This window comes from Paraglaciecola hydrolytica (assembly GCF_001565895.1).
Taxonomy (GTDB): domain Bacteria; phylum Pseudomonadota; class Gammaproteobacteria; order Enterobacterales; family Alteromonadaceae; genus Paraglaciecola; species Paraglaciecola hydrolytica.
The window spans coordinates 73,626-95,874 of the sequence record NZ_LSNE01000011.1; the positions used below are offsets into that span (position 1 = coordinate 73,626).

Genomic DNA, 22,249 nt, shown 5'->3' on the forward strand with positions numbered 1-22,249 from the left:
TCACTAAGACTTACCTTCCTGGTGAAACTTACAGTACTGCCAGATTAATCAGGCAATAAGTCGTCATAGGCGTTTTCATCCGTCACATCCTGAGTAAACTCGCGACCATTTAAGGGCAGAGGCGTATCAGATGACATTTGGTTAAACGCTTGGCGACTGTAATCGGCAAAACTGACTTGTAGGGTTTCGATGGTAATGTTGATTGTGGCTTCGGCTGGCGTGGTCATGCCATCCGTCACACTAAATACAAAACTATCACTACCCACAAAATTTGCTGCCGGTGTATAGGTAAAACTACCATTATTCATCACAGCCACAGTGCCACTGGTGGGCTCAGTTTTTACGCTAAAGCTCAAGGCATCGTTTTGTGCATCCGTTGCACTTAACCTATCCATAATGGCGGTGTCGGTTTGTGTGGTTAAGTTTGCACCCACTGCCATGGGCGAGGTGTTAACCTCAGGCATATCATCATCGTTGGAGTTAAAACAGCCACTTAACACAGTGAAACTGCTTAAGACGATGACACTTTTTAGTAATACATGTTTCATAACAGACTCCTTATTCTGAGCCAGATAAAGGCGTGGCTAAGTAAGGGAAGGCATTCATCATCATTGAGGCATTTACCGGTGCACCGTCAGTAAAGGGGACGTTACCTACGCTGGCATCTTCAGGAACACACAAGCCTAAGTCAGTTTCAACACCTGCAACGGGAATGGGGTAACACAAACGACCCATTACCACGCGTAAGGCAATATCCACCACATCATCACCCGGACGACGACCGTTAGGGAAACCTGCTAAATCGTCACCTGCTACCCCAAAAGAAGACTGCATATCTGCAGCTGTTGCTGGTATGCCAGTATTTAAACGTAGCATTTCAGATGGTGTCACCGTTGCTAGTTGATTTACCCCAGGGAAGCCGGTTAAAAACGCAGTAACTAAATCGTTACGCGGGAAATTAGTTGGTGCCAGCGTAGCAATGTCAGTACCCAGAGTTGTGTTGACCGCATCTTTAAATAAGATGTTAAGCAATTCAGGCAAACTGGGGTGGGTAACAAAGTCAGCAAACTGCGTATCGTTTTTAGGTTGTGAGGTAGAAAACGTATCTTTATCCGCCAAACCAATGACTAACTCGTTAACCAGAGGGTTACCTAAACGTGATACCTGAGTCAGTGCGCCACCGTTAACTTCAGTTGCGGCAAACTTAGCATCCGGATTTAAGATACGTGCTTGGGGTAAACTCGCTGTGGTCCACGCACCTATAGTACCGTTACCCATACCTGTTACGCAGGTTTTAGGGACTTCAATGGCAATGGCCGTGACGTTTTTGTCGGCCAAATTATCGTTAGCTGCTGATTGGGTGATACCACCTGGGAAACCACCTGCATCTCCTGCACTTGGAGCACTATCACCTTCTACTGGCACATAATTAACCAAATCAAAGGTTTTGCCTAAGTTAACCACGAAGGGGTCTTTACGCTGGCCAACAAATACTTTAGCCATCTGTTCACAACCTGGTATAGCAAAGGTAGAAACAAAACTGTCGGCATACATTTTATAGTTAGCTGAGTCAGTAAAGGTTTTATTACCAATAAAATCTAGGGGTTTATGAAAGGTGTCACTACCGTCTGCGGAATTTTGCAGGGTAGTGGCAGTGCCAGTAGATTGAGGACCTGTGACTAAGGTTAAGGTATACGACTCGCTAAAATTTGCCGCACTTTGATCTGCAGCCGATATACCACCAATGTTTTTGAGTGGTACACCCACAATACGTTGATTACCCTCTGGCCCAACCGTCAACTCAACACCTTGATTGTTATTGGGCAACATGGATTGGAAACGCAGTTGAAAGCTTATATCTTCCACGGCGTCGCCGTCGTTATCAATATGCAGGCTGTAAACCGCCGCTGGATCCATGGCAAAATAATTGGGGCCACCGTAAGCATCTTGTAATGGAATATAGTTAGCAATTAGGGTGACATAATCACCACGACCTTCTTCGTAACTATTAAAAGCATAAAAATCAGTCGAATCTAAAGTGGGAAAACGCGTAATGTTGGGGGCTTCTCTATGGCTGGATGCGTGGGCAAACTGGCCGATGACTGCAGTCGCTAATAAGCTCAAAATGAGTTTGGGTGAAGACTTGTTCATGACATATTCCTCTGTTGTTTTAACTTTGTCCTAAAGCCAAACGATCCAGATGAACAAGTGGATGCAAAATAAGTTAATTAATTTTTACTATTTTCAAATTCCGTCTTTAAGCTGCTAGTTTGCTGGGTTATAGGCAGATTAAAATAATACCTATAGCCATTTTAAGGCTTCGTTAATGACAGTTTTAACTCGATTCGCCGGGCTTTTATGCCGAGCAGTGCACAGGTAAATCGTTTCATTAACCGGTTTTGCCAAGGCAAAGGTAGTTATTAAATGGGGTGAATGAAACGCCGCCACCGCATGGGCAGGGAGTACGGTAAATCCGAGCCCTAGGCTAACCGGCTCGAGGATCAAACTGATCTGATTGGAAAAGCCCGACGTTTTAATCTGACTTATGTGCTCAAACTCCACATAGTTATCCCTGAATAATAGGTTGGCGTGATGCTGACCATCGGGGTGAGCAATAAAACCTAGGCTGTTGAGGTTTTGCCAACTTGGCTCTTGCATACTTGCCGGGGTAACTAACACCAAAGACTCTGTGCTTACCGCTTGGCAAATAACATCATCGGTTTTTGTTTGTTCGGTCATAAAACCGATATCAGTATTATGGGCGCTAATGGAACGTTCTATTTCGGCATTGGGGGCAAAACGATAATCGATGATGAGTTTGGGGTGGGCCACCTGCAGTGTTAACAAATGAGAATACAATTTAAGCCCGATACTACCCGGTGATTTTATCCGCACCACTCCTTCATAGGCAGGATCACTGCCAACAAACTGCTCAATTTTGTCCATGGCCAACAATAAGTCTTTGGCTTCGCTGTTAAGGCGTTCTCCTGCATCGGTTAATGAAAACTGCTTGCCCTGCCTAATCAAAAGCGGCGTGGAAAAATGTTCTTCGAGTTTTTGAATATGCTGGCTGACACCGGATTGAGTCATGTGTAAGCGCTGAGCGGTGCGCGTAAAGTGGCCTTCTTCAATTAGGGTGCAAAAGCTGCGTAACCAGATAGGATTTATCATTACGTTTGGCACTTATAATTATTAAATATGATAATTTTACTTAATGATAGGTGATTTATAAACTGTTGGCGAATGGTCATCAACAGGAATATTTATGAACAAAGTGTATCCACGTAGTTTTTCGCATATTGGTTTGTCGGTTCCAAACGTAGAGCAAGCCGTAAAATTTTATACTGAAGTGATGGGCTGGTACGTCATCATGCAACCAACCGACATTACTGAAGATGACAGCCCCATTGGTGAAATGTGTACCGAGGTGTTTGGTGCAGGCTGGGGCAGTTTTAAAATCGCCCATTTGTCGACTGGCGATCGCATTGGAGTTGAATTATTCCAATTTAAAAACCAAGAAAACCCTGAGAACAATTTTGAATATTGGAAAACCGGCATCTTTCATTTTTGTGTGCAAGATCCCAATGTTGAAGAATTGGCTGAGCGCATAGTCGCCGCTGGTGGCAAAAAACGCATGGCAGCGCCGCGCTTTTATTACCCGGGTGAAAAGCCTTATCGCATGATTTATATGGAAGACCCTTTTGGCAACATACTGGAAATATACAGCCACAGTTATGAGTTAATTTACAGCGCGGGCGCTTATTAATTTAATATTGATGATTGGGGATGTTGGTGTCTAAAGAAATGCCTTAACTCAACCGAGTTAAGGCGTTTTTGTTTGTTGAGTGCAACTACAATATCGCTATTTCAGCCACATAGAGCACTTCTGTGGGCGCACCATTAGGCGAACCACCTCTGGGCTCCAAACTGACTGCTAATGCCGCGATATCGATTTGATCAAACTGTGGATGTTTGGCAATCGATGCGACGCCAGACTGTGGCAATAAGCCCAGTGAAATAGGAGCTTGGCCACCGGTAGGCACCATCCATAACTCATAATCATTCTGCGCACGTTGGGTAACTTTTTGCGTGGCGCGAGTTTCAAGGGTTTGCTGAGTGATTTCAATTAACCAGAGGGACTCTTTCGCTTCGTTTTGCATTACCGTAAACTGCTGCACGGGTGCCACTGGTATAGGTTGCAACTGCACTAACAATACGGCTAATACCACAGCCGCCGCGCTAGCTAATAAGGATAAACCTTTCCACCTACGATTAGATTTAAGTGGCAAAGTCACCACATTAGTTGCCACAGCTTGCTCGCTAGCAAGGTTTGCCCCATCAAACTGCAAACGTTGTTTGACCTTTTCCCACACTATTGGGTCGGGTGCGATGGGCTGTAGCTGAGTGCCTAAGGCATTAATATGCTGCTCCCACAATTCAACCGAGCTGCGGATGGCAGGATATTGCAATATGAGTCGTTTAAAACGTACTCGTGCAGAGCCTCGTAATGTGCCCAATACATACTCTGCTGAGAGTGCGTCACGTCGTTGTTGGGTTAAATAATTCATATTCCTAAACACCTCTTTAATAACTGCAAGCCGCGTCTAATCATGCTTTTGGTTGAGCCTAATGGCGCGTCCATATGGGTGGTCACTTCCTGATGACTCAGGCCACAATAAAACGCTAAATGGATCGCTTGTTTTTGTGTGTCCTCTAATTCATCCAAACAAAAATTTAACTGCTGTTTATCAGCGCTGGAGAGCTCTTGTAAGTCGTCTTCACCAAGTAGGATGTGGTCGTCAATATCTTGTTCATTACGTACTTTGTAAAAACGCAGCATATCCAAGGAACGATAACGGGCGATACTCACCATCCAGGTCAATACCGTGCCTAAGCCGCTGCGATACTCACCCGCGTTATGCCAGATTTTCACATAGGCATCCTGCACTGCATCTTCGGCCCACTCTTTGCGGCGCAACATTTTTAAACAGATGGCGTAAAGCTGTGGACTTGTTGCCTCATATAAACAGGCAAACGCGTGCTGGTCGCCGGCAGCGGTTTTACCCAGCAGTTTCAAATGCTCTTCATGTTCCATGGTTTTCCTATTTGCTTTTTGATCAATCAGCTAATGTATTAAACGAGTGATAAGTGAATTTGGATGCAAAACATTGCAAAAGAATGTTGCTTGACTGACAAAATCTAATAAATAACAAACACACGATGACCAGCAAGCAATGTTATAAACCTGAGTTATAACATGCTTTAAGGATTAATTGAGTAAAGGTACTCAACAGACCTAGGCCTATGGAGCATTGGCTTTTTTGCTCATATCCTGCAAAAAGTGATAAAGATCACCTACCTCTTCATCAGTAAAATGTGCAAAACGAGAGCGGGCAACCATGCTCATAAGTCCGACCTCACGCTCGCCGATAGCAATACCGGTTTTCATTAAGTGACGAAATGCTGCTTCCTCATATGCTTGAACAATTATTAAGTCTGGTGCGGTTTCATCATCCCAAGGAGAATCGGCACGTAAGCTAAAACCGTGGCATTCATTACAGGTAGTCATGGCGAGGTATTCACCACGGGCGAGACTGGAGTTGGGGTTTTCTTGGTGTTGCAGTGCAGGAACTAAATCAAGATATTGGGCTATGGCTTTGTCATTGCCCAGTGCAATATCTTTGCGGATCTCCCAAGGTAAAGAGGGCGTGGCTAGGTCTTTTTCTACCAGTGGCACTGTACGTAAGTACCCTATTATCTCAGCAACATCTTGGTCACGTAGTCGTATAAAGTTATATGAAGGCATCGCGTATAACGCTCTTCCATCACGACCAATACCATGTCTAAGAGCTGCTTCAAATGTCCTAGGCGTTTCATGTTGAGCGTATTCGACTAAGTTTGGGGCAAGGGCAAAATCCCACATGATTTTACCGGCCAAGTCGCTACCATGACATCCACGGCAGCCACGGGTTTGCACCAAATGCTCACCACGACTCATTGCCTCGGCATCGTCGGGGATTGGTAAATCAAAGGCTAAGGGGGGAGAAAATGAGCGTAAATGCGCCTCGCTGGCTAAGTAGACAAAAATGAAACCACTAAAGAGTATTAGTGTTAATACAACAGCACCACGAAAAAACCAACGAAGTAGCATGAGTGTGTCCTGTAAGTCAGGCAATTGCCGTATTTATCGATGATTAATAAATAGGTTAGTAAGGCAGATTTCACCATAGCGCGGGTATAATAAAGTGCTTAAACCATTCTAAGCTTTAGGGGCATCTGTATCGTCATATAGCAGTGACGTTTTTATTTAATATAAAAAGGCCAGTAACTGGCCTTTTTTGCTGATCGTATTTGGTCTAATTCGCCGCATCTTGTACGGCTTCACCAGCGCTTTCAATATCTTTGCCTGCACCTTCAATTGTGGCACAACTCGCTAAGCCAATGAGTAAAGTGCAGCACAAAGCCAGCGTTTTAAAAAAACTCAATTTAGGTAATTTCATAATAGGTTTTCCTGTGATGTTAAGGGTATTTCCCCGAGTTTATGTTTCTATTAAAGGCCATTGGAGACAGCCTGTATTTGCATAATAATTTGGGTCACAGTAAATCATAGCAAGTTGCAGACCATTGCTTATTCCACGTCAGATAAGGGGTGTAGCGCTGTAGGTTGGCGAGTGATCACATCGAGCTGTAATCTTTACAGTAAAAATAGGTAGGTTTTACATTTTTTGTTGAGGTGACCCTATATTGTATCTAAGTTCCATTCGCTTGAATGATTCGCAGATACGGCAACATCTGTTTTGCATTATCTAAGGTTTGAATAGTGGCTATATTTTTTTCAACTTTTGTAAGACGTGTAGGCTTCTCTTTTGCCAATGGCTACAACAAAAATAATGACTTTTTGCTCTTGTACTTGAGATATCAGTCTGTAGCTGGAGCGAGGTAATCTAATTTTGTAGCACTTCCCTAAGCTTCTTTTTTAGCTGCTCACGAATGGTGTTGCCACGCAACTTGGCTTTTTTAAAATGTTTTGAAAGGTTATCGCAACACTCAGCGCATAATCTTGGTCGCGTAGGGATATAAGTGTCTTAGACCATAAACAACAACGCAAGCCTAGGCTTGCGTTGTTTGGTTTTTACAAAATCAGCAATTATTTGCTGATTTTTTTGTACTTCAAGCGATGGGGTTCTACTACATCTTTACCATAAGTTTCTTTCAACCAGGCGGCGTATTCGGTGTAATTACCTTCGTAGAAGTTAATTTTTCCTTCGTCACGGTAGTCCATGATGTGAGTAGCGATACGATCTAAGAACCAACGGTCATGGGAAATAACCATGGCACAGCCAGGAAATTCCAAAATGGCGTTTTCTAGGGCGCGTAGAGTTTCAACGTCCAAGTCGTTGGTGGGCTCATCCAGCAAAAGTACGTTGCCACCGGCTTTTAATAACTTGGCTAAATGCACCCGGTTACGTTCACCGCCTGATAAGTCTTTAACAAACTTCTGTTGATCCACACCTTTAAAGTTAAAACGGCCGCAATAAGCACGGCTGTTTAATTCAAAGTTACCGATGCGGATAATGTCTGAATCGTCAGAGATTTCTTTATAAACCGTGTTGTTACCGTCCATGTGATCGCGGAACTGATCAACACTGGCCAGTTGTACTGTACTGCCAATATCTATGGTGCCAGCGTCTTGTTTTTCGATGCCAGTCAACATTCTGAACAGGGTAGATTTACCTGCACCGTTAGGGCCGATAATGCCCACAATGGCGCCTTTAGGCATTTTGAAATTTAAGTCGTCTATTAGTAGTCTGTCACCATAGGATTTTTTCAGGCCTGTGACTTCAAATACTTTTTCACCTAAACGCTCACCGGGTGGAATGAACAACTCGTTGGTTTCGTTACGTTTTTGGTAATCGCCGGTATTAAGCTCTTCAAAACGCGCCATACGGGCCTTGCTTTTAGATTGGCGACCTTTGGCGTTAGAACGTACCCATTCCAATTCGGTTTTAATGGATTTTTGACGAGCGCTTTCGGTTTTTTCTTCTTGTTGCAAACGGGCGTCTTTTTGTTCTAACCAAGACGAGTAGTTACCTTCCCACGGAATACCTTGGCCACGGTCAAGCTCTAAGATCCAACCGGCCACGTTATCTAAGAAATAACGGTCATGGGTAATAGCCACAACGGTGCCTTCGTAGTCATGTAAGAAACGCTCTAACCAGGCCACGGATTCTGCATCCAAATGGTTGGTGGGTTCGTCGAGTAATAACATGTCGGGTTTTTCTAACAACAAACGGCACAGTGCTACGCGGCGACGTTCACCACCTGATAACTTACTGACATCGGCATCCCAAGGTGGTAAGCGCAATGCGTCGGCTGCGCGCTCTAGGGCATTTTCCAAATTGTGACCATCTTTCGCTTGGATGATGGCTTCGAGTTCACCTTGCTCTTTGGCGAGGGCGTCAAAGTCAGCGTTTTCTTCGGCATAAGCGGCATACACTTCGTCTATACGTTTTAGTGCATGGGCGACATCGGCCACGGCTTCCTCAACGTTGCCACGTACGGTTTTTGTTTCGTCAAGTTTTGGCTCTTGGGGTAAATAACCGATTTTTAAACCCGCTTGCGGATTGGCTTCACCTTCGATGTCTTTATCTATGCCCGCCATGATGCGTAATAAAGTAGATTTACCTGAACCGTTTAAACCTAATACGCCTATTTTTGCGCCGTGGAAAAAGCTTAATGAGATGTTTTTAAGAATATGTTTGCCGGGTGGGACAACTTTGCCCACACGGTGCATGCTATAAACGTATTGCGCCATGATGTAATTGCTTCCTGAAAATTTGCCATAGTGTAATGCAAGGAACCAGACAGGTAAAAGGTGTGAACGAGATATTTTACGCTAGGCTTGACTTAACAAGCTTTAAAACCTCAATTAACCAATATATCTCGCAAAATATTGAAAGGCTAGGCACTTGTCTGCTTAGATAAACCGCGATAGACAGCTTTTTAGGAGCAAGTTATGGAACAAAACCTAAGTGAAAAAACCGGTAAAACTCTCGACCAATGGAAAACCGTTTTAGCTAATAAAGCATTTAGCAAACACGGCGAAATTATGGCTTATCTTAAAGGCGAGTGTGGCATTACTCATGGTTATGCCAATTTAATTGCTTTGAAGTTTCGAGAAGCGGATGCCGGCAGCAGTAATGCTGAAGACTTAGTGGCATTACAATACAAGGATAAAGAAAACCTACACCCTATCTATGCTGCCTTACATGAGTTTATCAGTGGATTAGCTGATGACGTGGAGGTTGCGCCTAAAAAAGCCGCGGTGTCTTTTCGGCGCAAACGCCAGTTTGCCTTAGTGCAACCCAGTACCAAAACCCGTATTGATCTGGGTTTAAAGTTTAATGACCGAGCTGTAGCTGGGCGTTTAGAAAGTTCAGGGCCATTTGGTACTATGTGCACTCATCGGGTGCAACTAACTGACGTCAGTCAGGTGGATGCTGAATTGTTTACTTTTATCCAAGATGCGTACAACGAAGCGGGTTAGCTTTTGTTGTGTTAGCCGTTACAATGAGGGCAATTTGATAACGGAGCATAAAATGAAGTTAGTATCTTGGAATGTAAATGGTATTCGAGCGGCAATGAACAAAGACTTTGCGGCTTCCTTTGCCAACATGGATTGTGACGTGCTGTGTTTACAAGAAACCAAAGCCCAGGATGAGCAAGTCATCGAAGCCTTGGCGACCATTCAGGGCTACCAGATATTTACCAATTCTGCCCTTAAAAAAGGCTATTCAGGCACTAGTATTATCACTCGCGTAGCACCTCTTAGTGTAACCCGAGATATGGGCATTGCTGAGCATGACCTAGAGGGCAGAGTGCTATGTGCTGAGTTTGCAGATTTTTACTTGGTGACAGTGTATACCCCAAATTCTGGCAGTGAGTTAAAACGTTTAGATTATCGCCAGCAATGGGACGCTGATTTTTTGGCTTACCTTAAAAAGCTTGAAGAAAGTAAACCAGTAGTTGTATGTGGCGATTTAAATGTGGCGCATAAACCCCTTGATCTTGCTCGTCCTAAAGCCAATTACAATAAAAGTGCGGGTTTTACTCAACGGGAAATTGATGGTTTGGATAACTTAGTCGACTCTGGGTTTGTGGATACGTTCAGGCATTTATACCCTGAACAAGTTAAATACAGTTGGTGGAGTTATCGCGCTGGTGCCAGAGGTAAAAATGTTGGCTGGAGGATAGATTATTTTCTGTGTTCACTAAGCTTGGTCGGCCAAGTAACAGAGGCTGAAATATATAATGAAGTACATGGCTCTGATCATTGCCCCGTGGCACTAACGCTCGCATTGAACTAAGCAGAGCAGCAGTTTTAAGGTGGCCAACCAACATGCATGTTACAGATGAAGGGGATAGATGCATCTTATGGCAGGCTAGGTTAGTATTTACTTTTTAGCCTGTCGCGGAATATTGTTCTATGTTCACTAAAACCTCGCTGTTTTTACTTTCATGTTGTTTTATCTCTTCTCTGGTCTTAGCTGAAGTTAGCATTGAAAAAAAGCTCGTTAATCAAATCAATAGTGAACTAGATGATTCGCAAAAATTATTAGAAAAACTGGTCAATATTAATAGCGGCACCATGAACTTTGCCGGTGTGCGGCAAGTTGGCCAAATATTAAAAACTCAGTTTGATAGTATTGGTTTTAGCACCCAGTGGATTGATGGTAGTGAGTTTGGCCGAGCCGGACACCTTGTCGCCACTTACGAATCATCGGTCAATCCCACCGCGCCTAAAATTATGCTGATTGGCCATTTAGACACCGTATTTGCGCAGGACGATGAATTTCAGACTGTCACTGACATGGGCAAAAACCGATTGGCGGGCCCAGGTATTACCGATATGAAAGGCGGCAATGTGATCATGTTGGCCGCACTACAAGCCTTGCATAAATTGGGGTTGTTAGAGCAGCTCAATATTAAAGTGGTGATGACGGGTGATGAAGAATCTAGCGGGAGGCCTTTGGAAAAGTCTAAAAAAGCCCTAGTGGATGCAGCGATATGGGCAGATATCGCCTTGGGTTTTGAAGATGCCGATGGGGATATTAATACCGCAGTAACCGCACGTCGAGGTTCGGTTGGCTGGACATTGACTAGCACTGGCAACGCCGCGCATTCATCACAAATTTTTACTGAGGCTGTGGGTTATGGGGCGATCTTTGAACTCGCTAGAATTCTCAATGAATTTCGTGAGCAGTTAGCCGATACCCCTTTACTGAGTTTTAACCCTGGCGTGATTGCCGGCGGCACCCGTTTATCTGACAAAGGTGCGACCATTGAAAGTTTTGGAAAACGGAATGTGGTAGCACAAAGCGCCATTGTTAAAGGTGGTTTAAGGGCCGTCTCGCCCGAGCAATTAGCCAATACCCAAGCCGCCATGCAATATATCGTGACTCAACATTTAGCCAAGACAGATGCAACCTTGGTGTTTGATGAAGGTTATCCGCCTATGCAACAAATTCAGGGCAATGTGGCCTTATTAGCCATGTATAGCAAGGTCAGTGTGGATTTAGGTTATAAACCGGTGAGTGCGGTTAACCCACGTAATGCGGGGGCGGCGGATATCTCTTTTGTGGCTGACCATGTCGATATGGCGATTGATGGTTTGGGGCTGATGGGCACTGGCGGTCATACTAAAGATGAAGTGGCAGATATGAGTACTTTTGCTCAGAACATTGAGAAAACCGCGGTGTTGTTATATCGCCTCTCTCTACTTAATAAATAGCAAACAAGGAATAGGAAGTACTATGTCGATTTTTCAATGGGGCATTATTGGCCCTGGTTCCATCGCTAATAAATTTGCCGAAGCGCTGGTAAAATCTGAACGTGGCACATTAACCGCTATCGCTAGTCGCTCACCTGAGCGCGCTCAAGAGTTTGCCCAACGTTTTGGCGTTAAGCAGATCTACAGCCAATATAGTGAACTGATGGCTGATCCGAACATCGACATCATTTATATCGCTACACCTCATAGTCATCATTTTCAACTTGCTAAACAGTGCCTTGAGGCGGGTAAAAATATTCTGCTTGAAAAACCTTTGACCATTAACGCGGCGCAAACTCGACTCTTGATTGAGCTGGCACAAGACAAGGGTGTTTTGTTTCAGGAGGCCTTGTGGAGCCGCTTTATGCCCGGTTTTGCCAAGCTCAAAAGCCTGTTGCAAGAGGGTAAAATTGGCAAGTTGCAGTATATACAATCGGATATTGGTTTTGCCTTTGGGCCTAAACCAGAACACCGTCTGAACAATCCCCTCTTAGCCGGAGGAGCTTTGTTAGATCTTGGTGTGTACAGCATCAGTCTTAGTCAGTTTTTGTTAGAGCAAGTACCCGATACTATTCAGGCCATAAGCCATATAGGTGAAAGTGGCATAGATGAAACGACGCAAGTGAATATGCATTATCCTGATGGTCAACTTTCGCAATTTAGCTGTTCAATCAAAGCCCAGTGCAGTAACAGTATGACGCTGGTAGGTGACAAGGGCCGAATACATTTGCCTGAGCATTTTTGGGTGGGTGAACAAGTCCAATTGTGGCTGGATGGTAAACTGGTTGAAAAATTGAACTTTCCCCATCAAGTAAATGGTTTTGAACATCAAATAGAAGAATCGATGTCCTGTATCGAACAAGGTAAGTTGTGCAGTGATTTGATGCCGCATAAAGATAGTTTGGCGGTCATGCGGGTGATGGATGAAATACGTCGGCAGATTGGTTTGCGTTACGGCGACGAGTTAGAAGCCCATTAGTATTGCCTGAACCAGTTGTTTTTGAGTTATAGCCATCACTGAAATAAGAGGGATGTGGTAGTGAGCCGAGTGAAGTTAGTTAGCCTGTTGTCTGCACTTTTGTTTGGCATTATTTTAAAATGTGCTGCCGCCGAGCCTGCGAAGTTGGTTGCCATGGAATTTACTGGTGCCGTGCAGTCTGACAAACATGGTGCCTTTGATTATATGTTGCAGGATATTGCGCAGCAGTTGGCTTTACCTTTGGAATATGAGGTATTTGTGCCGGCACGGGGTGTACAAATTTTTCTTAATGGGCAAGCCGACTGCCTAGTGCCCTCGGCAGATTATGCGCCCTATTTTACAGGCACTCCGGTTATTCACAGTACCAGTTTCGCCACGGGGCGTTTTACTGCTTTTACGGTTAATACTCCGGTCATTAAACAAATCTCTGATTTAGAAAGAAAGATTGTGGGCATGATCAGAGACAACAATCACTGGAATTACGCGAGCCACATGGCAGACGCAAATATTAAATTTGTCGGCGTCAATGATTTAGCCACTCTGGTTAAAATGCTTTATCTCGGCAGAATTGACGTTGCGGTACATGATCGTGGTGATTTTTTGTTGCAAGCCAGTAGATTAAACTTTGCTTCTCCCAACCACGATGTAAATAGTCCATTATGGTCAGAAAAAATTGTTATTACCTGCCACGACAATCCAGCCAATCGTGAGTTTTTATCACGGATCAATCCGCAAATTAGCGCTATTCTTCAATCAAAAAAAATGAATGAATATTATAGGAGAGTAGAACAACGAGGGCTGAAGGGTGATCGCAATGCTGCTCAATAAATCAGTTGTCGATTAATAGGAAACAAAGAGGAAATATAGCGTGTTGATTTTCCTCCTATTATCATCCTGGGTTTTGGGTCGACCAAACACCTTATTTTCTGCAAGATGTGCTGCCTTGTTTTTCCCGCTCTGAGCCTGATTCAAATACGAAATAAATTGCGTTTTTAGTGCAGTAAATCTGCTGCTGAATGCTGCTTGACTGTTAGAGTGATGTTTTGTGTTTATGCAAGGTTTACAAAATGACGATCAACGTAAAAACGATGTTGCTGCTGAGCTTGCTCTGCCAAGCGACCAATGGTTTTGCACAAAACCCACTGAATTTTGGCAGTAAGATTAAAACCGCTGATCCATCTGCTCATGTCTGGCCTGACGGTAAAATGTATCTGTATACCTCCCACGATGAAGAGTGTCAGGTCGACTTTTGGATGAAAAACTGGCATACCTTTTCATCCAGCGATTTAGTTAACTGGGTTGACCATGGGCCGAGTCTGTCAGTGGATGAGCTTAGTTGGGCTGATAACTACGCCTGGGCCCCCGACGCTGCCTACAAAAATGGTAAATATTATTTGATTTTTCCGGCTGGTACGGGTCATAAAGATCGCGTTAATCCTGAACTTAGTACTAAATGGATGGGCATAGGTGTGGCCGTTAGTGATTCACCCACTGGCCCGTTTAAAGATGCCATAGGCGCACCCCTGTGGACAGAGCCCTATGCTAATGATCCCAGCTTGTTTATTGATGATGACGGCCAAGCTTATTTGTATTTTCATGGCACCAACAGTGATTATCACGTGGCAAGAATGGCCGATGATTTACTCAGCGTAAAAGGTGAGTTAATTAAAATGGATATGGGTGGTTATGAACCTAAAATGGAAGGGCCTTGGGTGTTTAAACGCAAGGGCTTGTACTATTTCACCATGCCAGAAGATAATCGAAAATTAGCTTATTACACCGCTACATCACCTACTGGACCTTGGTTGTATCGAGGTGTTTTTATGGGTGAAGAGCACGGTAATAATCACCATTCTATTGTGGAGTATCAAGGCCAGTGGATTTTGTTTTACCATCGTTGGTTAGAAAAAAACACTCAGTGTGACACCATTCAGAGGCAGCGCCATACGGCGGCTGAGTATTTGTATTTCAATGACGACGGCACAATTCAGCCTGTAAAAAGAAGCGAGCAAGGTCTTCGCAAAACCAAGCATTAATTGAGTTTACACTCTATTTCCAAGTTGCTTGGGTAGATGTCAGCGAAAAGCTGATGACATAAAAATCTCTGGTGCCAACTAAGCGTTACATCATTTGGTTATGGTTCATGGCGCTTTGCGACTATACAAAGTGATTAAAATGGCTAGAATATGCGCTTCTTTTTTATGCCCCGTCTTTTTTGCCAAAAAATGAGTTTGAGGATAGCCGATGCTGACACGTAACATGAATATTGCTGATTTTGATCCAGAATTATATCAAGCGATTCAAAACGAAAACCAACGCCAAGAGCATCACATTGAATTGATTGCTTCAGAAAACTACTGTAGCCCACGTGTACTTGAAGCCCAAGGTTCACAACTAACCAATAAATATGCTGAAGGTTATCCACACAAACGTTATTACGGCGGCTGTGAGTATGTTGATGTGGCTGAAGATTTAGCCATTGAACGTGCCAAGTTATTGTTTGGTGCGGATTACGCTAACGTACAGCCACACTCTGGCTCACAAGCAAACTCTGCTGTATTTATGGCTTTGTTAAATGCAGGCGATACCGTATTAGGTATGAGCTTGGCTCATGGTGGTCACTTAACACATGGTGCATCGGTGAGTTTTTCCGGTAAAACCTATAATGCAGTGCAATATGGTTTACACCCTGAAACAGGTGAAATCGATATGGCGCAAGTTGAAGCCTTAGCCCTAGAGCATAAACCTAAGATGATCATCGCAGGTTTCTCGGCGTATTCTGGCATTGTAGACTGGCAGGCTTTCCGTGTAATCGCTGATAAAGTCGGCGCGTATTTCTTTGTGGATATGGCTCACGTTGCCGGTTTAATTGCCGCTGGTTTATATCCCAACCCAATGCCTCACGCTCATGTAGTGACTACCACTACCCATAAAACCTTAGCGGGTCCACGTGGTGGTTTGATTTTGTCATCTTGTGGTGACGAAGCCATTTATAAAAAACTGAACAGCTCCGTTTTTCCTGGTAATCAAGGTGGCCCTTTGTGTCATGTTATTGCCGCTAAAGCTGTGGCTTTCAAAGAAGCCTTAGAGCCAGAATTTAAAGTATACCAACAACAAGTATTACTAAACGCCAAAGCTATGGTTGCGGTAATGCAACAACGTGGTTATAAAATTGTATCTGACGGTACGGATAACCATTTGTTTTTGTTGGACTTAATCGCGAAAGACATTACAGGTAAAGATGCCGATGCTGCCCTAGGTCGTGCCCACATTACCGTGAACAAAAACTCTGTGCCTAACGATCCGCGTTCACCATTCGTTACCAGTGGTTTACGTATCGGAACACCAGCAATCACTCGTCGTGGTTTTAAAGAAGAGCAAGCTAAACAAGTGGCTAGCTGGATCTGTGATGTATTAGATAACATCAACGACGAAAGCGTGGTTGAGCGTGTTAAAACAGAAGTTGTGACTTTGTGTGAAGCTTTCCCCGTTTACGCTTAAGTATTAGCGCAACTAAAAAACGTGACAGTGATGTCGCGTTTTTTTATGTCTGTTGTCAAACTCATTTATGAAAAAGCCCCATAAAATGGGGCTTTGTTGTTTTTGGCGCTCTACTTTTATTTAGTGTTTAGAAAAAATTAATTTTAGCTTCGATACCAAAAATGCGTGGTGAATTGACGATACCTGTCAGGTTATTAAAGTCTATCGCACCTTTGACGTTTTCTGCGTCGGTAATATTGCGGCCAAACAGGGCAACAGTATAATTATTGGCGAAGTTTTCATAACCTATACGTAAACCACCTTCCACATTTCCATCAGTCGTGAACTCAACTGAGTCATATAGGAATAAGCTCGTTTCACCTTGGTAAGCCCAATCGGTATACACAAAAACCTCACCGTCATTACCCATTGGCATTGAATAACGCGCGGTAACATTAAAGATGGATTCAGGTGCTTGTGGGAAAGGATTGCCGTCGATTGAGGCTTTAAATCCGTCTGGACGTGGGTCACGTACCGTACAGTTGCCGGTTGAACCAAACGCTGGGTTAGCGCCACATGGCAATACCGTTAGGGTGTCATCTTGAATTTCAGTATGGTTGTAGCTGTAGCCGGCAGTTAACATCAGGTTATCGTTTACCACATATTGCGCATCGACTTCAAAGCCGTAACCTATGCCTTTATCAGCATTGATCAGCGCAGTGTTGTTGGCTCCGCCACCAATGGCTGAAAACTGCACATCGTCAATCACATAATAAAAGGTTGCTACGTTTAAACGCAGTGAGTTGTCCAATAAATCAGACTTGAAACCTAATTCGATAGAATTGATGGTTTCAGAATCAGCCACAGAAGGCGCGCCTTCAAATGCCACATCACGACCTTGAATGGTTTGCGCTCTGAAGCCATTAGCAACACGAGCAAACACAGAAGTAGTTTCATTTAGGCGATAGTTTGCGCTTAATTCCCAGTTCACTTGCCCATCGTCTACATTGATATCGTCGTAATCTTGAATGCTGGCATCTCCGGTTACTAAAGCAAAACCGTTAACGTTTTGCGCACCAACACGTAATGATTTTTCGTCATAGGTGTAACGTAGGCCGCCGGTAATATCGAGTTTATCGTTTACTGCGTAAGATAGTTGTGAAAATACTGCCCAACTGGTGTTTTCGTGAAATACCGTAGTCGCACCATAATAGCCATCAATGCTGGTTACGTTGAAAGATGAGTCGTAATAAAACGCACCTGCCTGCCAACTAAGTGCGTCAGTAGTTGCGCTAGCAAAACGGATCTCTTGGGTGAATTGTTTTAGATCATCCAAGTTATCCTGAGTAACTGCACCAAAAGCGATAAAACCCGGATAGGTTAACTCTTCAGTGCCGTCGCCATTAATATCCGCCGGAGCAAATAAAGAAACACCCCCATCGATATCACCAAGGCTTAAACCTTCGGCATTTTCTATGGCAGTAATACTGGTAACGTCCATGCCATCAAAACCAAATTCTAGTTTTAACGAGGCTCCATAATTTTCATAGGTTTGTGGGTTGTTATCAGCACCATTGCCATCTACGTCGCCATCGTAGTACACCACATCGCGGTCAAAGTTTTGATTTAAGTCATTGCTGCCTTTGGTAAAAACGTTGGCACGAAACACCGAGGCTGTGCCATCAAGTTCACGACCATGTACATTGAATAAGGCAGAAAAATTTTCACTCGGTGAATAAAGTAACTGGGCACGCCAGGCTTTTTCATCAAAGCCACCAAAAGCGTCTTTTTCTTTGGTGTAAGCATTATCAATCCAGTCTTCGCGGTTTTGCGACAAAACCGAGACACGGGCCGATAAATTTTCAGCCAAACCGCCGCCTACTGCACCTTCAAAATTGACCGTGCCTAAATTACCTAAACCTAATTTTGCGTAAGCATCAAAACTTTCAGTTGGTTTGACTGAGTCAAACTTAATGATACCGGCGGTTGTGTTACGGCCAAAAAGGGTACCTTGTGGACCGCGGATCACTTCAACTTGCGCAACATCAAATAGAGGGAAGCTTTTGAGGATAACGTTTTCTTTGACCACATCATCCATCACGATGGAAACCGGTTGTGAGGCAGCCAAGTCAAAATCGGTATTACCTAAACCTCGAATATAAAAACGCGGTGCTACACGACCATTGGATGTTTCGGCATATAAACCGGGCACACGTACCGCTAGCGCCAGAATATCTTCGCCGCCTGAAAACATGCTTTCAAACTTTTCACCACTTAAAGTGGCAATAGAAATCGGCACTTCTTGAATGCTCTGTGTACGTTTTTGCGCCGTAACTGTGATTTGTTCAAGACCTTTGTCTTCTACTTTTTTACCGGAGTCTTGAGCGTTGGCTATTTGACCTGCTAGTGCTGCTTGGATGCACAAGGCTAAAACTGCTTTATTGATATTTTTCATTTGGATTACCAGTAGTTAGTGTGTGTTTATTCTAGTTTTATATCCGTTATCTATGAAACGGCACGTTTGTTGGCTTCACTCATTCGCCATGATATGTAAAAAAACTTAGCACTTAGTACTGCTAAGCTCATAGGGGCATTCATGTGCCGCCTCCGTGCAATTCCAATGACTTTGGGTATACAGTGTTTCAATCATTCGTACTCAAAACCCAATCAGTCTAAGGTATTTTGCGCTAGGTGTTATCTCTCAGTCGTAACAAAGAATGACCGATTAAACGTATACGCTAATCTGTGGTTTGCAAGTATTGTGTGTATCGTTTGTAACGCAGAAGGACTCTGGGTTTAAAGATAGTGAGTAATATTGGCGACAAAATATAACTGCGCATTCAAGATGCTTGTTTACTTTTGCTGTTGTTTGGCAAAAGATTCCAGTCGTTCAATAATGGTTTCAGCAAACACACCCTGATACAACTGGCGCATGCTGCCGTCTAAGTAACTTTGTTCAAGTGCTTGTTGCCAGCGTGTCACTTTTTCATCAGAAAAATCCTTTGAAAATGCCAAATACATTTGGCTTTCTTTCAGATATAGCACAGGTTTGATGTCGATTTGTTGTCGAGCTAATTCATCGACTACCTCAGTAGCCATTAATTCGCTTAAGGTAATTAAATCAACTCTACCTAAACGCAACATATCAATACATTCACCACTTCTACTGGTGAGGACAAGGTTAGTATTTTCCGAAAAACCTAGCTTTTTAATATCATCGACAATGGCTGACTTACGGTAACTGCAGGCAATATTTTTATGATTGAGCTGCTCCGCAGTAAACTCACTGTCTGGCCGCTGTGATCGAGCGTACAAATGAATTTTATAGCTTTTCAGTGGGCCAACCCATTTAAAAAAGGGCTCTCTATTAAGGGTTTTTACCGTTTCAAATAAAATCACATTCTCATGGGTTTGGGCATGTAGTAAACCGCGACTCCAAGGCATGATGATAAAGCTGCCTTGTTCATCTAAGCGCTGCATTAATAGCGTGATTAAATCGACGGTAACTCCGCTAACCTTACCTTGGTCATCTAAAAACTCTGCGGGTGGATTGTGTTCAGTAATCAACTGCAATGTCATTGGCGTTTGAATAGCAGAGCTGGCAGATACCGGCGTTACAATGAGCAATAAACTGTAAAAGAATGCCCGAAGCGGCATCGACATAGAAAAACCTGTTTTATTAAAGCAATTGGCAACTTAATAACATAGCAAAGATGAACTAACAAGCTGCGGTTTGGGAGGGGCGTTGCTGCTTTGGTTGGCTACCTTGGCGAGCTTTTTGTACCGCAGCTACGCAAGCTCAGTTAAAACTTAAATAATTTAATGCTTGAAAAGTGTTTTTTAGTCCCTATCTCCTGTCTGTCGTTTTTGTAACTAATTATTAGGAGATTTTTGTCCATGACTGAAGCCATTCATCCAGAAAAACATGGTTTTCAGACTGAAGTTAAGCAACTTCTTCAGCTGATGATCCATTCCCTCTATTCCAATAAAGAAATATTTTTACGAGAGCTAATTTCTAATGCGGCCGATGCGGCAGATAAATTGCGTTTCAGAGCACTGTCCCAAGACAGTTTGTATGAAGGTGATGGCGATTTACACGTCAAGCTGAGCATAGATAAAGAAGCCGGCACTGTTACTATTGCCGATAACGGCATAGGTATGACTAAAGCTGAAGCAATCGAACACTTAGGCACTATAGCTAAGTCAGGCACCAAAGAATTTTTCGGTAAGTTATCCGGTGATCAAGCGAAAGATTCTCAGTTGATCGGTCAATTTGGTGTAGGTTTTTACTCAGCCTTTATTGTTGCCGATAAGGTAACTGTACGCACTCGTGCCGCAGGTACAGATAAAAACACCGGTGTTGAATGGCAATCTGAGGGTGAAGGTGAATTCACTACCGCTGACATCGTAAAAGCTGAACGTGGTACCGAAATTATTTTGCATTTACGTGAAGAGGAAAAAGAATTTTTAGATGATTGGCGTTTACGCTCCATCGTCAGCAAATATTCTGATCACATCAGTATTCCAGTCAAAATGTACAAAGCCGAAGTACCTGAGCGTGATGGTCCTGAAGTAGATGGTAAAAAGGAAAAAATTCCAGCTGTTCCAGCCACATGGGAAGCGGTAAACAAAGCCACTGCTTTGTGGACTCGTGATAAGTCAGAAGTATCTGATGAGGAATATAAAGAATTTTATAAACATATTTCCCATGACTTTGCGGATCCTATGACATGGGCACACAATAAGGTAGAGGGTAAAACTGAATATACCAGTTTGCTGTATATTCCTAGTAAAGCGCCTTACGACTTGTGGAATCGCGAGCAAAAACATGGTTTAAAACTTTATGTGCAACGTGTATTCATCATGGATGACGCGGAGCAGATGCTGCCCAACTACCTGCGTTTTGTGAAAGGTTTATTAGATTCAAATGATTTACCTTTAAACGTATCTCGCGAAATATTGCAAGACAACAAAGTATCTCAAGCCATGCGTCAGGGTTGCACTAAACGTGTATTGCAGATGCTGGAAAAAATCGCCAAAAACGATGCTGATAAATATCAAGCGTTTTGGGGTGAGTTTGGTAATGTATTAAAAGAAGGCCCAGCTGAAGATCACGCTAATAAAGATAAAATTGCTGGTTTGATGCGTTTTGCGTCTACGCATAATGACTCTGATGTGCAAAACGTTTCATTGGCTGATTACATTAGTCGCATGCAAGAAAAACAAGAGAAGATTTATTACATCACCGCTGATAGCTATAAAGCAGCTAAATCCAGCCCGCATTTAGAGATTTTCCGCAAAAAAGGCATTGAAGTATTGTTAATGTCTGATCGTATTGACGAATGGTTGATGTCTCATCTGTCTGATTTTGAAGAAAAATCTTTGCAGTCGATTACTCATGGCGCCTTAGATTTAGGTGACTTAGACGATGAAGAGAGCAAAAATGCCCTTAAAGAAGCAGAAAAACAAGTTTCAGGTTTAGCTGAGCGAGTTAAAGCTGCTTTAGGTGATAAAGTTAAAGATGTGAAATTTACCCATCGTTTAACGGATTCTCCGGCATGTATCGTGGCGGATGAAAATGGCATGACCACACAAATGATTAAGCTCATGCAGGCTGCAGGTCAGCCAGTGCCAGATGCTCAGTATCATTTTGAACTCAATCCTGAACATCAACTGGTTAAATTACTGGCTGATGTACAAGATGAAGAGCAATTTTCACAGTGGACAGAGGTCTTGTTTGACCAAGCAGCCTTGTCTGAACAGGGTAGTTTGAAGGACCCTGCGAGCTTTGTGCAGAATTTAAACAAGCTCCTAATTAACTTAGTGAAATAACGTTGTCATTGTTAGGTTTAGATAAGTAAAAGCGGGCCTTAGTGCCCGTTTTTGTGTCAACTATCTAAAACCTCAAAAATTATCATTAGGAACGGCCTTGCAAACTTAATATTCTTGTAACATTAAAG

19 protein-coding genes are annotated in these 22,249 nt (G+C 43.3%); 9 read left to right on the plus strand and 10 right to left on the minus strand.

What is annotated here, in order from left to right:
* Positions 1 to 44: 44 nt before the first annotated feature.
* The 3 genes from AX660_RS18755 to AX660_RS18765 form a co-directional block, all read right to left on the minus strand.
* Positions 45 to 548, minus strand: coding sequence for an Ig-like domain-containing protein (locus tag AX660_RS18755; RefSeq protein WP_068380459.1), 504 nt, complete (start codon positions 546 to 548; stop codon positions 45 to 47).
* Positions 549 to 558: 10 nt separating this feature from the next.
* Positions 559 to 2,151 (minus strand): DUF4331 domain-containing protein, encoded by a 1,593-nt coding sequence (locus AX660_RS18760; RefSeq protein ID WP_068380462.1) that lies wholly within the window; start codon positions 2,149 to 2,151, stop codon positions 559 to 561.
* Positions 2,152 to 2,301: 150 nt separating this feature from the next.
* Positions 2,302 to 3,171 carry a LysR family transcriptional regulator gene (locus tag AX660_RS18765; RefSeq protein WP_068380465.1) on the minus strand — a complete coding sequence of 290 codons (870 nt, stop codon included), beginning with the start codon at positions 3,169 to 3,171 and terminating at the stop codon, positions 2,302 to 2,304.
* Between the two features lie 94 nt (positions 3,172 to 3,265).
* Between AX660_RS18765 and AX660_RS18770 the strand changes: the two genes are divergently transcribed.
* Positions 3,266 to 3,766, plus strand: a complete 501-nt coding sequence (locus AX660_RS18770) for a lactoylglutathione lyase family protein (RefSeq protein ID WP_068380468.1) — start codon at positions 3,266 to 3,268, stop codon at positions 3,764 to 3,766.
* Positions 3,767 to 3,851: 85 nt separating this feature from the next.
* Here AX660_RS18770 and AX660_RS18775 read toward each other — a convergent pair whose 3' ends face one another.
* The 5 genes from AX660_RS18775 to ettA all read right to left on the minus strand — a co-directional run bounded on the left by AX660_RS18775 (position 3,852) and on the right by ettA (position 8,815).
* A complete protein-coding gene (locus tag AX660_RS18775) occupies positions 3,852 to 4,568 on the minus strand; it encodes an anti-sigma factor (RefSeq protein ID WP_068380471.1) in 717 nt (238 codons plus the stop codon).
* Entirely contained in the window at positions 4,565 to 5,095 is a 531-nt protein-coding gene (locus AX660_RS18780) for a sigma-70 family RNA polymerase sigma factor (protein ID WP_068380474.1), read from the minus strand. The genes AX660_RS18775 and AX660_RS18780 overlap by 4 nt, the downstream gene beginning before the upstream one ends.
* Positions 5,096 to 5,302: 207 nt before the next feature.
* Positions 5,303 to 6,151: a c-type cytochrome gene (locus AX660_RS18785; RefSeq protein ID WP_068380477.1), complete on the minus strand. Its 849-nt coding sequence runs from the start codon at positions 6,149 to 6,151 to the stop codon at positions 5,303 to 5,305.
* Between the two features lie 205 nt (positions 6,152 to 6,356).
* Positions 6,357 to 6,500, minus strand: a complete 144-nt coding sequence (locus AX660_RS22895; protein ID WP_082769010.1) for an entericidin A/B family lipoprotein — start codon at positions 6,498 to 6,500, stop codon at positions 6,357 to 6,359.
* 647 nt (positions 6,501 to 7,147) lie between these two features.
* The gene (gene ettA, locus AX660_RS18790) at positions 7,148 to 8,815 is read right to left on the minus strand and encodes an energy-dependent translational throttle protein EttA (RefSeq protein ID WP_068380480.1); all 1,668 of its coding nucleotides are present in this window, start codon (positions 8,813 to 8,815) and stop codon (positions 7,148 to 7,150) included.
* 201 nt (positions 8,816 to 9,016) lie between these two features.
* Between ettA and AX660_RS18795 the strand changes: the two genes are divergently transcribed.
* The 7 genes from AX660_RS18795 to glyA all read left to right on the plus strand — a co-directional run bounded on the left by AX660_RS18795 (position 9,017) and on the right by glyA (position 16,310).
* Entirely contained in the window at positions 9,017 to 9,547 is a 531-nt protein-coding gene (locus AX660_RS18795; protein WP_068380483.1) for a DUF5655 domain-containing protein, read from the plus strand.
* Between the two features lie 52 nt (positions 9,548 to 9,599).
* A complete protein-coding gene (locus AX660_RS18800) occupies positions 9,600 to 10,367 on the plus strand; it encodes an exodeoxyribonuclease III (protein ID WP_068380485.1) in 768 nt (255 codons plus the stop codon).
* A 119-nt stretch (positions 10,368 to 10,486) separates the two neighbouring features.
* Entirely contained in the window at positions 10,487 to 11,791 is a 1,305-nt protein-coding gene (locus AX660_RS18805) for a M20/M25/M40 family metallo-hydrolase (protein ID WP_068380488.1), read from the plus strand.
* A gap of 22 nt (positions 11,792 to 11,813) precedes the next feature.
* A complete protein-coding gene (locus tag AX660_RS18810; RefSeq protein WP_068380492.1) occupies positions 11,814 to 12,809 on the plus strand; it encodes a Gfo/Idh/MocA family protein in 996 nt (331 codons plus the stop codon).
* A gap of 60 nt (positions 12,810 to 12,869) precedes the next feature.
* Positions 12,870 to 13,637 (plus strand): type 2 periplasmic-binding domain-containing protein, encoded by a 768-nt coding sequence (locus AX660_RS18815; RefSeq protein ID WP_068380496.1) that lies wholly within the window; start codon positions 12,870 to 12,872, stop codon positions 13,635 to 13,637.
* Positions 13,638 to 13,876: 239 nt separating this feature from the next.
* Positions 13,877 to 14,845 (plus strand): family 43 glycosylhydrolase, encoded by a 969-nt coding sequence (locus tag AX660_RS18820; protein ID WP_082769011.1) that lies wholly within the window; start codon positions 13,877 to 13,879, stop codon positions 14,843 to 14,845.
* 208 nt (positions 14,846 to 15,053) lie between these two features.
* On the plus strand, positions 15,054 to 16,310 hold the full coding sequence (gene glyA / locus AX660_RS18825) for a serine hydroxymethyltransferase (protein ID WP_068380497.1): 1,257 nt from the start codon (positions 15,054 to 15,056) through the stop codon (positions 16,308 to 16,310).
* A gap of 127 nt (positions 16,311 to 16,437) precedes the next feature.
* Here the strand turns inward: glyA and AX660_RS18830 are convergent, their stop codons facing one another.
* Complete coding sequence (locus AX660_RS18830; protein ID WP_068380498.1) at positions 16,438 to 18,744, minus strand: TonB-dependent receptor; 2,307 nt, start codon at positions 18,742 to 18,744, stop codon at positions 16,438 to 16,440.
* 398 nt (positions 18,745 to 19,142) lie between these two features.
* Entirely contained in the window at positions 19,143 to 19,952 is an 810-nt protein-coding gene (locus tag AX660_RS18835) for a substrate-binding periplasmic protein (RefSeq protein ID WP_068380505.1), read from the minus strand.
* 234 nt (positions 19,953 to 20,186) lie between these two features.
* On the opposite strand from AX660_RS18835, the gene htpG reads away from it, so the two are divergent.
* Positions 20,187 to 22,121, plus strand: coding sequence for a molecular chaperone HtpG (gene htpG, locus AX660_RS18840; protein WP_068380506.1), 1,935 nt, complete (start codon positions 20,187 to 20,189; stop codon positions 22,119 to 22,121).
* Positions 22,122 to 22,249: the final 128 nt, after the last annotated feature.